Raw genomic sequence first — 14175 nt, 5'->3', positions numbered from 1 at the left:
TCCGCCGCAACAAAAACTGTGCTGCGACGGATCGAGTACGACTACTCCAGCTCTGTGCCGGTGATATCGCCCTGCGGCTTTGTGAATGCGCTCACAAACTCTGCGAGTGTGCGAGCTGCAACTCCCGTTGAGCCCTCCGACTTCCAGAGTTTGTTCTTGTCAGTCTCCATAGGGCCCGCGATATCAAGGTGACCCCACGCAATGCCATCAACAAACTCGTTCAAGAACAGCGCCGCGGTAATCGCACCGCCTGCGCGCGGACCGAGGTTGGTGATGTCTGCAACACTTGACTTCATGGACTCTTTGAAGCGCAGGTCAAGCGGCAGTCGCCAGGTGGTTTCATCCGCTTTCTCGCCGGCTGCAGCGAGCTGCGCGGCGAGTTCGTCATTGTTTGCAAACAGCGCCGTGGTTTCTTCGCCGAGCGCCATCAGAGCTGCGCCGGTCAAAGTTGCCACATCAACAATCGCATCGGGGCGCGGATTCTGCTCCGCAGCCAGCGCAATGCCGTCGGCGAGCACAAGGCGACCCTCAGCGTCGGTGTTACGCACCTCAACCGTTTTACCGCTGCGCATTGTGAGCACATCACCAAGTTTGGTTGCGGTGCCAGACGGCATATTGTCAGTGCACATCAACCATCCGGTTACTGCGACCTCTGACTCAAGATCCTGCAGCGCCGTCATCGCCGAAACAACCGCGCCAGCGCCCATCATGTCCATTTTCATAGAGCAGTGCGAGGCGTCTGACGGCTTCAGGCTGATTCCGCCCGAATCGTACATAATACCCTTGCCAACGAGCGAAACATTAGCCTTCGGGTTTTCTGGCGCATAGCTCAGCTTGATAACGCGCGGCTCGTAGGCGCTGCCAGCATTAACGCCGAGCAGACCACCAAGCCCGAGCTGCTCGATTTTCGCGAGGTCGTAAACCTCAACTTCAAGCCCAAACTTTGGCGCGAAAGCAGCCACAACATCAGCTAGTTTTTCTGCTCCCAGGTGGCGCGGCGGGGTGTTACCAAGATCGCGCGCGAGTTTCGCAGCGCGCGCAAGAGCCTGACCGCGTTTCACGCCGCGCTTAATACCGTCAACGCAGCAGCACTCATGCGGCATTAGCGTGAGGCTTGTAAGTTGCACCAGCTGTTTTTTGGTTTTCAAAGCCTCATAGGCGTAGCGCGCGAGCAGCGCGCCCTCTGTGGCAGCCTGCGCTGCGGCAGCGGATCCTATTTCGTTTGTGATCCCCTGCATGGGCAGCGCAAGCTCACTGTATTTAGCGGCAGCGCGCGTGAACGCGGCAACCGCGTTACGAGCTGCGGCGGCGGATTTTACGCCCTTGCCAACCCCGACGAGCACCCGCGCTGGCGTGCCGGGCACAATTAGAGTTTCGCCTTTGGATCCCTTAAAACCGGCGGCTGCAAGCTCTGCGCTCGAGTAGGCAAGCTCGCCGGCAGATTCTAAGCAAGAGTTTACAAAAACGGCAACTGCGGCTTCCGCAGGCGCCGTAGTGCTGACAAGAACCTCGGTTTCTTGGCTCAGCGATGGAACCGGATCAAATTTAGCATCAATAATTACGTTCATGGCTTTAGGATAGCCCCCGAATCGTAAAAAAATCTGAGCAGACAGCGGATGTGCGCCGCCCACGCCGGGCGCAAGCCGCTTCGCAAGGAACACACAGCTCGCCTCACAGGACGCGCACAGAGCCGCACACATCACCCGCGGTCGCGGGTTCATCCCCGGCACGTCACCTACACGGGGCAATGCTCAATGCGCGGGCAATGCCCGACGCGCGCAGCGCGCGATCCGCCCGAAAATAGCGCAGTCACAAACCCGCAGCACCGTCCCACAAAACTGTGGTGTAAAATAGTCTAGATTGGTAGCGTGTCCGAGCGGCCGAAGGTGCGACTCTCGAAAAGTCGTGTGCGGTAACCCCGCACCGTGGGTTCAAATCCCACCGCTACCGCCACACAAAATTCAAGCGTTAAAAACGAAAAGGCTACGTCCGTGCAATTACAGCCCCCCCCCCCCCGCAAAGCCCTGTGCGAGCAGTTTTAATGCGCGGCACTCAGCTCAGAAAGACAGCACATAGTGAGAGCAAACGTAACAAACAGCTGGCTACTTGTTGTTGATCCGCAAAATATTTTTGCCGATCAAAGCTCCCCCTGGGGCTCCCTGTATTTTGAGAGCGCGTGGCAAAACATCGCGGCGCTACAAGAGCAGTTTGCCGCGCGCACGGTTATCACCCGCTGGATTCCGACCCCCGCCAACAAGCGCAATAACAGCTGGCGCGAGTATTTTGAGCACTGGCAGTTTGCGGATATTCCCGCGAGTGACCCACAGTATGAGCTCACGGGCGCAGCGCAAAAAATGGCGGCAACGCTCGCTGCCAACCGGGTTTTAACAACCACAACAATGAGTAAGTGGGGGCAACCTCTGCGACGACTCGTGGGTGAGGGCGCGCACCTGTTTATAACCGGGGTTACCACCGACTGCTGTGTTATCTCAACCGTGCTTGCCGCTATCGACGACGGCGTTTATGTTACCGTGGTGAGCGACGCGGTGGCGCATTCAACGACCGAAAACGGTGCCGCCGCAATGCAGGTGATGGCGCTGTTTAAGCCGCACGTTGAGATTAAAACGACCCGGCAGGTGCTGCACGATTTTCAAGCCGCAGCCAACGGCGGCAGCTCGCTGTAGGAGCTGCAAAGGCGGCGGTGCGGTATCGCACGCTTCACCGCAACAGTATCCGTGCTTCACTGTAGCACCTGCCAGCAAAACGGCAGCGCTACGCTATAAAAACGGCAGCACCTCATCGTAAAAATAGCGCAGCTGCTGGCTCTTTAGGAAAACTATTTCGTCCCAGTCGGCATCGGTTAGCGTGTCATCAGCAAAATCAGAGGGCACCTTGAAAATGCGGATCGGCGCCCCAAAAATTGCTGCTGTTTGCAGATAGGCATAGGATTCCATATCAACCAGGGTTGCACCGAGTTTGGCGATCCGCTCGCGCTCCCGGTCGCTCTTCACAAACACGTCACCCGTGGCAATTGTTGCGGTGCTATCTAAAATCTGTTTGCCAGCTGTTAGCGCCGGTGTTGGCAACGAAAAATCATGCTGCACGGCGCGTGTCACCTGCACAATTGTGTCGATGTCGTGCCCGTGTGCCACGATTCCCGCCGTGCCAAACACAGTTACCCGCGAGATTGCGTGCCCCCGCGCCGCCGCCTCGTGCAGGTGGTGCGCAAGCCCGGCTGCCGCATTGATTTTACCAACCCCCGTCACCAGGTGCGGCACGTCTTGAAAAGCGCTCGCCTCGTCGACGTGCGCAAAAACTAGAAGCTCGTTTGATTTCCGCATAATTAATCCACTCGATTTTTACTACGCATAGAGCCTAACGAAAAACGCGCCCAAAGTCACCCGGGTCACGTCATAAAACGTAACATTAGCGACACGACCTAAGGAGCGGATGCAAAAGCGCGGGTCGGGCTTGCGCTAGGTGCGCGCAGGGCGCAACCCGGGAACAGATTCCAAAGCGCGCACCGAGCACACCTTAACAACGCAAGCACCATAAGCACCGCACAACAACGCATTCCGGAAACCCAGAACGACGCGATCTAGAACGCGGCGTGTCCGGTGAGGGAGCGACCGATAATCAGCGCGTGCATATCATCGGTACCCTCGTAGGTGCGCACCGACTCGAGATTTGCCATGTGCCGCATAACCGGAAAATCACTCGTAATACCGTCGCCGCCGAGCAGCTCGCGACAGGTGCTCACAATCTTAATCGCCTCGCGCACGTTGTTAAGCTTACCAATGCTGATCTGCGCGTAATCCAGCTTGCCAGCGTCTTTCAGGCTGCCCAGATAGTGCGCCAGCAACAGCCCTTTCTCGTATTCAAGCACACAGTTGGCGAGTTTGCTCTGCACCAGCTGTTTGGCCGCCAGAGGCGAGCCAAAAGTGGATCTGTTTTGCACCCGCTCAAGAGTCACCTCGAGCGAGTTGCGCGCAGCACCCATAACACCCCATGAAATACCGTAGCGAGCCTCGCTCAGGCACTTAAACGCAGCGCCCAGCCCCTCCGCCTTAGGCATCGCAGCCGATGCTGGCAAGCGCACATCGGTAAGGGTTATTTCCGTCTGCAAAGAAGCGCGCATAGAAAGCTTGTTTTCAATCGCCACGGCCTGATACCCTGCGGTGTCGGTTGGCACAACAAAACCGCGCACCACGCCCTCTTCATCCTGCGCCCAGATCACAGCAACCTGCGCAATGGTGCCGAGCCCGATCCACCGCTTTTTACCGTTCAGCACCCACTCGTCGCCGTCACGGCGCGCTTTGGTGATCATAGTTGCGGGGTCGGATCCGCCCTGCGGCTCAGTTAGTCCGAAGCAGCCGATTTTTTCGCCGCGACCCATGGCCGGCAGCCACTCGTTTTTCTGCTCCGCAGAGCCGAACTTGTAGATCGCGCCCATCGCGAGCGAACCTTGCACGCTAAGCATTGTGCGGAAGCCAGAATCGACCGCCTCAAACTCCATCGCCACCAACCCGTACGCAACCGAGGTTGCGCCCGCCAGCCCGTAGCCCTGCATATACATACCGAAGAATCCCGCCGCGCCAACCTCAGGCACAAGCTCTGCCGGCAAGCGGCGCTGCTCAAAATCACGGTCAATAATCGGCGCGATTTTTGTTTGCGCAAACTCGCGCGCTTTGAGCTGCCACTCGCGCTCTTCGGACGTCACAAGGCTGGCAACGTCAAAAATATCGTCTAGTTTAGTCATAGTTTTTCCTAGGTTCTAATCGGTTTCTGAAAGCCACGTTTGGTTTTGATGCTCCCCCAGGTGTGGCGGCGGGAGGTGGTAGACAACCGGGGTTGCCGAAAATTCAATGGGGTTCGCAACGGTTTTAACCGTCACCGGGTTGCCGGCCGCATCTGTGGCGACCTGCGACACCACAGGAGAAAGCCCCAACTCTGTTGCGTACGTAAGCGCCTCGAGCACACTATTCACTTTACCAGCGGGAATCTTCCGCTCCTGACACAACCGCACCCATTCATCAGCGGATCTCGCCACCAACTGCCGTTCAATCAGCACGCGCAGCTCGCCACGGTGCATAACCCGCGCCGCATTACTACTAAAGCGCGTATCCTGCGCCGCCTCGGGAGCTGCCAACAACTCCATAAACCGCGCAAACTGCGCGTCGGTGCCAACCGCGACCGCGAGCATGGCGTTGCCAACAACGAATGTTTCGTACGGCGCAATGCTCGGATGCGCATTACCGAGCCGTGGCGGCGGCGTGCCCGTCTCAAGCGTTGAACTCGCCTGATTTGCGAGCGCCGACAGCAGCGAGCCGAGCAGTGAGATTTTGACGCACTGCCCCGATCCGCCATTGTTATCACGCTCACGCAGCGCCGCCTGAATGCCTATTACCGCGTTAAGCCCGCTAATAATATCGACCAGCGCAACCCCGACTTTGTTTGGCTCACCGTGCTGCTCGCCGGTTATGCTCATCAGCCCGCCAACTGCCTGCACCAGCAGGTCATAGCCGGGCAGCGCCGCACCCGCTTTGTCACCAAACCCCGAAATTGACGCGTAAACAACACCCGGATTCACGCTTTTAACGCTCTCGTAGTCGAGCCCAAACCGCTGCATTGTGCCGGGTTTGAAGTTTTCTATAATCACGTCTGCCGAAATGGCGAGCTCTCTGGCTCGTTCCAAATCGGCAGGGTTTTTCAAGTCAAGCACAACAGAGCGCTTGCCCCTGTTCGCACTCACATAGTAGGTGCTGTGCCCTGCCATATTGACGGGCGGCGCCCACTGCCTGGTACCGTCACCCTCGGGGCTTTCGATCTTGATTACATCCGCCCCAAAATCTGCGAGCAGCATGGATGCGTGCGGACCGGCAAGCACCCTCGAAAAATCAGCAACGCGAATACCGCGTAGCGGGCCGTTAGCCGCTTTGTCTGTTGTCATCGATCCCCCGATCACTGGAGTCACCGCGCAAGTCGCGCCTTATAGGCTATTTTAGCCTATTTAGTAGAGTAAAAACTGTTTATATTCACTGCCCGCAATATCGCCCAGCTGCACTGACAGCTGATAGGCCGCACCCTCTCCGTCGACCTCAACCCGCTCGGCTTCACAGGTTTCGAGAGCGGATACCGTGCGCTGCCACACCAGATTCTCGGTTTGCAGGGTTTGTCCCGCAGCAATTAGCACGGGTCGGTTATCGGGGTTTGTTTGGCAGTCTTTTGAGCTCCATATTTTCTGTCCACCGCTGCTAACTTGAAACAGCATTTGCGAGGTGCCGAGATTGCGCTGACAGGCAGCTTCGCTCTTGTTTGTTATGGTCATCGCAAACTCGGGCTTATCGCCCGGGGCGAAACTGTCCGCGTTAATAACGGGTGCAATTTCGAGCTGCGCGGCGGTGCACTCGGGAGCGTCTGCCAGGTTGGTCGGTTTTTCAGACTTGGTTTGTTTAGGTGATGCTGGCTCGGCGGAGTCTGCAGCGGATTCTGCCGCTGCAATCGATGATTTTTTACTGTTCAGCTCGATAAGCTCTGCAGTTAGACTGCCCGCGCCGATTACGAATACAACAAGACCCGCCACGAGCACAATTTTCGCGCGGCGACTAAGCCCGCGCAAAAAACCGCCCCGGCGTGGCGCGTTGCGCCTATATGAGAGAGGCGTGCTGCTGGACGCGTCCGGGCGGAGCGTGCCCGGATTTTGCCGGCCTCCCGCGCCCAGAACACCTCCCGCTCCAGGGAAGCTGTCGCCCACCCCACCGTTACGCTCACTCACCGGCTATACCTGCAACCCGTAAATATTCGGCTCGGGCACGAGCACAACCCCAAACTCCGCCTGCACAAGCTGCACAATATACCGCGCCAGCTGGGCGACATCAGCGGCGGTGGCAGATCCGCGATTCGTGATCGCGAGAGTGTGCAGCTCAGAAACCGCCGCGCCAGAGCCGGGCAGGCTGAACCCGCGGCGCACCCCGGCGTTCTCAATCAGCCAGGCGGCCGAGAGTTTAACCCGCTCGCCCGCCTCCTGTTCGTCTTGCAGCATATCCGCCGTTAAATAGTGCAACTGCAGCGGCTGCCCCGCAGCAAGCTCCTCAAAAGTCGTCACCAAATCAGGGCGCTGCGGCGCAGCTACCGGATAGCGCGGGGCGTTTTCGGGCAGCCCGCGCGCAAAGCCCTGGCTGACAATCGGATTCACAAAAAAAGATCCTGCTGACCAGCTGTTTTTGTCTGCCAGCTGCCACACCATACCCTTTGCCGCGCGCACTCGCAAAACCGCTTCGCGCACCTGGCGTAGCGGCAGCTGACAGCCCAGTTTCACGCCCAACACGGTCGCTAATTGCGGAAAAACAACGGGCATTGCGAGCGGATCGCGCTGCGCACTGTGATTGCGTAAAATCAAATCAACCGAGAGGATTACCGCCGCATAGCCGCGCTTAAAAGCGGAGGTGCGATATCCGAGCCCGAGCTGCGCCGCTTTCAGCTCACGCACCTGCCCGCTCTCGCGCTCATAAACCCGCACAGAATGCAGCACCTGCGCCAGCTCGCCGCCGTACGCGCCGATGTTTTGTACCGGTGCAGACCCGGCAAGCCCGGGAATGCCCGAGAGCACCTCGAGCCCCGCATATCCGCACTCAACACTCCAGCGCACGAGGCTGTCCCAGTCGTGACCGGCCGCAACTCGCACACGCACAGATCCGCTCGGCAGGGCGGGATCAGTGACCGGCTCGATACCTTCGGTGCGCACCAGCACGACCTCGCCTGGATACCCCGCATCGCTAACCACGGTGTTTGAACCGCCACCCAGCAGCAGCCACGGCTCATCACTCGCCCAGTTACGGGCAGCTCCGGCGATTAATTCCTGTTCGGTGCGGCAGACTGTCAGACCCGCGAACGCGCCACCCACGCGCATTGTTGTGAGCTGCGCAATACTGGTAGTGTTGCGCAGCTCAGCTTCGCTTACGAGCGGACGGGCGGGGATTATTTCTGCCTCGCTTACAAGCGAGCAGGTGGGCGTTATCTCAGCTATCATTAGCGTTTATCTCAGCTGTCATTAGGGCATCATCTCAGCGACCATTAAACGGCTGCGCCTACACAAACTGCACGGTAATAATCGCTTTTACCAACGCGGTTTTACCCTCGTAGCTAACCTGCAGCAGAAAATCAGCGCGCTTTGCGTCCGCATCCACCGCTCGCACTTTCGCCGAGACCGTCACGGTTGCGCCTCGCTCGGCATCAACCCACACTGGCCTGGAGAATCTTGTTTGGGTGTCGGCTATCCATCCCGCACCGCCCAGCCAATCGAGCACAACCGAGTTTGCCGCGCCCATTGTGAGCATTCCGTGCGCGAGAACCCCGTCAAGCCCCACGCGCTGCGCATAGTCATCACGGTAGTGGATCGGGTTAAAATCACCCGAGGCGCCAGCGTATCGCACCAGCGTGTCGCGGCTAAACTGCACATCGCGGGTGAGCACTGTTGCATCGGCTGTAAGCGACTCAAATTCTGGTTTCATAGCTTTACTCCCCTCGCACCACGAGACTCGAGATAGTTGTTACAACGTGCTCTCCTGCGCTATCGGTGATTACGGTTTCTGCCGTCACCATCGCATTTCCCGCTATTTCTTTAACGGAAGTCACCATCATTTGCGCGGTGAGTTCGTCGCCGGCGACAATCGGGCGCGTGTAGGTGAAGCGCTGTTCACCATGCACAACCCGCGAAAAATCTATGTTTGCGCTCTCATCCGCCAGCAGCAGCGCGAGCGTGCGCTCCTGCAGCACAACCGCAAAAGTTGGCGACGCGACCAGGTCAGCATAGCCTGCGGCCTGGGCTGCGGCAACATCGTGATACACGGGATTTGTGACCAAAACCGCTTTGGCGAACTCGCGCAGCTTTTCACGCCCCACAAGATAACCCGCAAGAAGGCTGTACGTTTTACCGGCAATATCTTTGTTTATCACGGTTTAAGTTTAACCTGCGCTACGCTTAAAAATCTGAACAGGTGCGGATACGCATCTCCCTCGCGGGTGCGCACACCACCCTGCACGCACACAGCTCGGCACAAGCACCGCACCCCAAGCGCGGACGCCCCTGCACAAGAGCAGGTGCCACCCGACGCTGACTACCCCGCCACAAACACACCCTCTAAGCGCGGACACAACGCGGACGCACCCGATCCGCCTGCCGCTTTTGACCCGATTATCCCCTAATATTATAGACGGACACAGTAAACTAGTCACTATGCATAAAATTCGTAAAGTGCTTATTGCCAATCGCGGTGAAATCGCAGTGCGCATAATTCGCGCCGCTCACGACAGCGGCATTGCGGCAGTTGCCGTTTATGCCGACCAGGATCGCGACGCGCAGCACGCCAAACTCGCCGATGAGGCCTACAAACTTAACGGCACAACCAGCGCAGAAACATACCTGGTTGCAAAAAAGATTCTGGAGATTGCCCGGCTCTCTGGTGCCGATGCGGTACACCCCGGGTACGGTTTTTTGGCGGAAAACGCTGATTTTGCGCAGGCTGTTATTGACGCCGGGCTAATCTGGATCGGCCCCAGCCCCGAGGCAATCAACCTGCTAGGCAACAAGGTTTCGGCGCGACACGTTGCCGAACGGGTTGGCGCGCCACTCGCGCCCGGCACGATCAACCCGGTGACGGGAGCCGCCGAGGTGCTCGAGTTTGCCGACCAGCACGGGCTGCCCGTTGCTATTAAGGCAGCTTTTGGCGGCGGCGGGCGCGGGCTTAAGGTCGCTTACACCCGCGAAGAGGTGCCCTCGCTGTTTGAATCGGCAACCCGCGAGGCTATCGCAGCTTTTGGGCAGGGCGAGTGCTTTGTTGAAAAGTATCTAGAAAAACCTCGCCACGTTGAAACCCAGTGTCTAGCGGATCAGCACGGCAACGTTGTGGTTGTTTCTACCCGCGACTGCTCTTTGCAGCGGCGGCATCAAAAACTTGTTGAGGAAGCTCCCGCGCCGTTTTTAACGCAGGAGCAGCTCACGCGGCTTTATGAGTCATCAAAGGCTATTTTGCGCGAGGTTAATTATGTTGGTGCTGGCACTTGCGAGTTTTTGGTCGCAAAAGACGGCACAGTTTCATTTCTTGAGGTTAATACGCGCCTACAGGTTGAGCACCCAGTTTCTGAAGAGGTTACGGGCATTGATCTGGTGCGTGAACAGTTTAGAATCGCCGAGGGCGGGGTTATCGATTACAGCGACCCTGTAACCTTTGGGCACTCTTTTGAGTTCCGCATTAACGGCGAAGATCCGGGGCAGAATTTCTTACCAGCTCCGGGGCGCATAACACGCTTTCGCCCAGCAAGCGGACCAGGTGTGCGAGTTGATACGGGTGTTACAACGGGTGATGAGGTGACGGGCGCGTTCGACTCGATGCTCGCAAAGCTTATTGTAACCGGCAAAACCCGCACAGAGGCTCTTGAACGAAGCCGCCGAGCTCTCGCAGAGTTTGAGGTTAGCGGATTACCCACGGTTTTGCCGTTTCATCGTGCGATTGTAAACGAGCCTGCTTTTATCGCTGATGACGGCATGTTTGGTGTTTACACTCTCTGGATAGAAAACGCGTTTAATAACACTATTGAGCCGTGGCAGGGTGAGTCTGTTGAACAGCACGCGGTGCCGCAACGGCAAACCGTTGTTGTTGAGGTGGATGGGCGACGCATTGAGGTTGAAATGCCAAGAACACTGTTACCGGAGGCGGATCAGAACGTAACCCGCGGTCCCGCGCCGCGGCGCAAGAGCAACGGTGTTAGCAGCGCGGCGGACGGCAACGCTGTTGTTGCGCCAATGCAGGCAACGGTTATAAAAGTTACTGTTGCTGAGGGTGAAACCGTTGCCAAAGGTGATTTGCTTGCCGTGCTTGAGGCTATGAAAATGGAGCAGTCTATTTTTGCACCACACGATGGCACTGTGACAAACGTTGACGCTCCTGTTGGGCAGACGGTTGCAAACGGCCACGTACTGATGCAGGTTATAAGCGAAGCGGAATAATCTTAAACATTAAAAAATAGCACGGGCAAAACACCCGTGCTATTTTGTTACTAGTGAGCTGTTATTACTCAGCAGCTACAGTCTGACGCTTGCTGCGCACTGCAACAACTACTACAACACCGGCAAGCACAAGCACTCCGCCAGCAATCAACAGGATCACCTGCCCCTGCGCACCGGTCATAGGAAGAACAGGAACGGTAGCTTTGCTGTTGTAAACAGTTGCAATCGCAGGGTTATCCATCGTGATGTTATCCTCTGTAACAACTACATCAGTGCAAACATCGCTGAGCACGTAACCGACTGGGGCTAAGGTCTCTTTCAAACTGTATGCGCCTGTTTTAATAGCAAACGGAGCAACTAGTTTGCCCGTGTCAATGGTTGTAAGCATTTCTTGCAGATCAACTTTGCTACCCGCTACACAATCTGCGCCTTTGTAGAGCTCAAAAGTTGCTCCAGACAGCTCGGTTGTTGTGCCTGCAACATACTTATAAATATCGAAGTATCCGAAAACAATAGTTGGAACTGTAGGATCGTCCACACCTGGAACAGGAGTAGGAGTGTGCTGCGAGCTGTCGCCACCTCCAGAAGTTTTGATCTTCACAACAGCTGTGTTTGTAAACTTGCCGGGTTTGTCAATCGAAGTCGTAAGTTCGAAAGTAACCTTCTGACCTCCTTGCAGGGTTGATGGGTCGGTTATATCACCTGTTACAGTCCTATTTCCAACACCTGCGGCAACAATGGTTGAGTCAACTTCTCGACCATCAACCATTGCTACACCGTCCAAGAAGGTCAGGTTTTCCTGCAGCTGGTCTTCGAAGCTAACCTCGGTGAATGTTTCATTGTTTGAGAGCACTGGCAAAATCTGCTCGATAATCCAGGTTACTTTATCGCCAATTTTGGTAGCGCTAGCAGCACCATCTTTAAGCTTTTTAGTCGGCGCCTTGCTCACAGAGTTCTTTGGGTACACGTGCACATTATAGTTCCATGCTCCGTTGCCATTCGGATGTGGCACGGTAACAATGAAAGGAGCGGCTTTTTTAAATACGCCAGCAGGTGCATTAGTTTCTGTAACCAGGTAAGCACCAACAGCTAAACCATCAAATGTTGCTTGCCCGGCAGCATCGGTTTCTTTAGTGATTAGATCGCCGGCTACTCGTACTTTAGCTGTGTCAGCGTCTAGCATTGCCAGACTATCCCAACCATCTTTTTTCGTAAGGTCAAGATTAAGCTTTTGAACTGTGAAAGTTACGCCCTTAATCGCTGCACCCTGAGGAGCAGGATTCGCCACGTTACCTGTGCCAGCATCACCTTTAGTTGTGTGCTCTTCATTCTTGTGCACAATAATCGAGCCTATTTGTTTCGGGTCAATATTACCCGGTGCGGCGGCGTTAGCCGGCTGTGCGAGGAATAGCCCACCAGCGATAAGAGCAGGCAGCGCAATAATAGCTACCGCCCTCTTCGCCTTTATAGACAAATGCCTACTCATGGAGAATCTCCTATTTTCGTAAATTAGTTGAACCATAAGATAACAGCAACTAATGCCGCCGTCACCAAAACCGGAAAAGCACCCGGCTATCCATCTAGATTAACACCTTAATAAAGAAAGTCAAACTAACGGGTTGTTTAACAAAAGATTCTGGATGTTAAAAAGTGGGTGCTGTGTGACGTTTCGTCACACACCACCCACCCGCTTTTTTGGTTCAACCTATTAACGAAAATAGGAAGTCTATCTATAACACGGTGTTACTTGTTTTCAGCAAGCCTCCGTTTTTTGCATACTATAACAACAGTTACCAGACCAATAGCCACGAGCATTCCACCGGCTACTAGCATGATCACTTGACCTTGCGCGCCAGTTAAAGGAAGAACTGGAACAGTAGCTTTACTGTTATAAACAACCGCGACAACAGGATCATCCGCAGTATTTGCAGCCACAACTTCAACCGAAACGCAATCAGTACTAGCCACGTATCCAACAGCAGCAGTTACCTGCCTCACACCATATTTACCCTTTTTAAGAGCCACCGACTGAGCCAATCTACCATCGTCTCCAGCAGTAAGAACTCCCAGATCAATTTTACCGCCTGCGCAGTCTTCGCCTTTATAAACCTCGAAAACACCACCGGATATTGCAGTCATAGTACCGGTAACATAGTTCTGCACATTAATATGTCCAATAATAATACTTGGAACAGAAGGATCGTTGGGTGATGGAGCGCTTGGAACTCTAGAGCTGCCACCGTCGCTTGTTGCAACCGTTACGTTAGCAACATTCTTGATTTCACCCGCTGCTACAATCATGGTGTCAAACTCGTAGGTAACCCTCTGACCCGGTTGAAGAACACCGGGCTCCGTAACCTCAGCAGAAATATCCTGACCGGCTATAACATCTGTAAAATCAACACCTACACCATCAACTTTTACAACCATCGAATCTTCAACATACTGCAGGTTAGCAGCGAGCGTATCACTAAAACTAACCTCTGTGAACATCACACCGGGCGTAAGCTCAGGCAGCGTCTGCGTTACAGTCCACCTGATTTTATCGCCAAGCTTTGTAACCTGAGAATCATCAAAAGATTTCTCTGGTTTTTCAACCACAGAGTTCTTCGGATACACGTGCACGTTATAGTTCCAATCGCCGTTACCGTTTGGGTGCGGCACAGTAACAATAAAAGGATTTACTTTTTTAAGAGCGCCCGCAGGCGTCTGAGTCTCAGTAACCAGATAAGCGCCAACTGACAAATTTCTGAAATTGGCAATACCGTCCATATTCGTAGTTTCAGCGGTAGTCATAGCATCTAGTGCTGGAGTAGTACCGTTTTGAAGCTTAGCTGAAACATCTGCTAGCTGCTGCCAACCTTCGCGAGTTGTAAGATCAACGCCACTAATTTTTTGTACGCTAAACATTGCGCCCTGAAGTGGTTTCTCAGGAGCAACAGCCTGTTCTTTGCCGTCTCCAGCGGCTCCTTTAACACCCGCCGGCTCTCCATGCTTATGCACAATAATCGAACCTGTTTGATTCGGGTCAATATCACCGGGTGCTGCAGCATTAGCCGGCTGCGTGAGAATCAGCCCGCCAGCAACCAAGGCAGGCAGTACAGCTATAGCCGCTACTTTTTTAAGCTTCATAAAAACCCCTAATAGTAAAACCAATTAGAAACCCGCAC

General features: G+C 55.2%; 12 protein-coding genes and 1 tRNA gene. 3 read left to right on the top strand and 10 right to left on the bottom strand.

What is annotated here, in order from left to right; translation table 11 throughout:
* Positions 1 to 41 precede the first annotated feature (41 nt).
* Positions 42 to 1661 (bottom strand): leucyl aminopeptidase, encoded by a 1620-nt coding sequence (locus KJY78_RS04485; RefSeq protein WP_348771196.1) that lies wholly within the window; start codon positions 1659 to 1661, stop codon positions 42 to 44.
* A 201-nt stretch (positions 1662 to 1862) separates the two neighbouring features.
* On the opposite strand from KJY78_RS04485, the gene KJY78_RS04480 reads away from it, so the two are divergent.
* Both KJY78_RS04480 and KJY78_RS04475 read left to right on the top strand, forming a co-directional pair.
* Positions 1863 to 1953, top strand: a tRNA-Ser gene (locus tag KJY78_RS04480).
* Between the two features lie 122 nt (positions 1954 to 2075).
* Entirely contained in the window at positions 2076 to 2684 is a 609-nt protein-coding gene (locus KJY78_RS04475; protein WP_348771195.1) for a cysteine hydrolase family protein, read from the top strand.
* A gap of 93 nt (positions 2685 to 2777) precedes the next feature.
* On the opposite strand, the gene KJY78_RS04470 is transcribed toward KJY78_RS04475, so the two are convergent.
* The 7 genes from KJY78_RS04470 to KJY78_RS04440 form a co-directional block, all read right to left on the bottom strand.
* Positions 2778 to 3341, bottom strand: coding sequence for a phosphorylase family protein (locus KJY78_RS04470; protein ID WP_214337420.1), 564 nt, complete (start codon positions 3339 to 3341; stop codon positions 2778 to 2780).
* Between the two features lie 257 nt (positions 3342 to 3598).
* The gene (locus KJY78_RS04465; RefSeq protein ID WP_214337419.1) at positions 3599 to 4759 is read right to left on the bottom strand and encodes an acyl-CoA dehydrogenase family protein; all 1161 of its coding nucleotides are present in this window, start codon (positions 4757 to 4759) and stop codon (positions 3599 to 3601) included.
* Positions 4760 to 4774: 15 nt separating this feature from the next.
* Entirely contained in the window at positions 4775 to 5950 is a 1176-nt protein-coding gene (locus tag KJY78_RS04460) for a CaiB/BaiF CoA transferase family protein (RefSeq protein ID WP_214337418.1), read from the bottom strand.
* Positions 5951 to 6010: 60 nt separating this feature from the next.
* Positions 6011 to 6775, bottom strand: coding sequence for a hypothetical protein (locus KJY78_RS04455; protein ID WP_214337417.1), 765 nt, complete (start codon positions 6773 to 6775; stop codon positions 6011 to 6013).
* 3 nt (positions 6776 to 6778) lie between these two features.
* Complete coding sequence (locus KJY78_RS04450) at positions 6779 to 8029, bottom strand: UDP-N-acetylmuramate dehydrogenase (protein ID WP_214337416.1); 1251 nt, start codon at positions 8027 to 8029, stop codon at positions 6779 to 6781.
* A 58-nt stretch (positions 8030 to 8087) separates the two neighbouring features.
* Positions 8088 to 8510 carry a MaoC/PaaZ C-terminal domain-containing protein gene (locus KJY78_RS04445; protein WP_214337415.1) on the bottom strand — a complete coding sequence of 141 codons (423 nt, stop codon included), beginning with the start codon at positions 8508 to 8510 and terminating at the stop codon, positions 8088 to 8090.
* Between the two features lie 4 nt (positions 8511 to 8514).
* Entirely contained in the window at positions 8515 to 8955 is a 441-nt protein-coding gene (locus KJY78_RS04440; protein ID WP_214337414.1) for an FAS1-like dehydratase domain-containing protein, read from the bottom strand.
* 280 nt (positions 8956 to 9235) lie between these two features.
* Between KJY78_RS04440 and KJY78_RS04435 the strand changes: the two genes are divergently transcribed.
* The gene (locus tag KJY78_RS04435) at positions 9236 to 11005 is read left to right on the top strand and encodes an acetyl/propionyl/methylcrotonyl-CoA carboxylase subunit alpha (protein WP_214337413.1); all 1770 of its coding nucleotides are present in this window, start codon (positions 9236 to 9238) and stop codon (positions 11003 to 11005) included.
* Between the two features lie 64 nt (positions 11006 to 11069).
* Here KJY78_RS04435 and KJY78_RS04430 read toward each other — a convergent pair whose 3' ends face one another.
* Both KJY78_RS04430 and KJY78_RS04425 read right to left on the bottom strand, forming a co-directional pair.
* Positions 11070 to 12491, bottom strand: a complete 1422-nt coding sequence (locus KJY78_RS04430; protein WP_214337412.1) for a SpaH/EbpB family LPXTG-anchored major pilin — start codon at positions 12489 to 12491, stop codon at positions 11070 to 11072.
* Between the two features lie 257 nt (positions 12492 to 12748).
* Positions 12749 to 14137 (bottom strand): SpaH/EbpB family LPXTG-anchored major pilin, encoded by a 1389-nt coding sequence (locus KJY78_RS04425; protein WP_214337411.1) that lies wholly within the window; start codon positions 14135 to 14137, stop codon positions 12749 to 12751.
* Positions 14138 to 14175 lie beyond the last annotated feature (38 nt).

Origin of the sequence: Canibacter zhuwentaonis, from assembly GCF_018531145.1 — a bacterium.
In the GTDB taxonomy this organism is placed as follows: Bacteria; Actinomycetota; Actinomycetes; order Actinomycetales; family Microbacteriaceae; genus Canibacter; species Canibacter zhuwentaonis.
The sequence above is the reverse complement of the archived record's forward strand: the minus strand, read 5'-3'. Positions and strand labels throughout refer to the sequence as shown.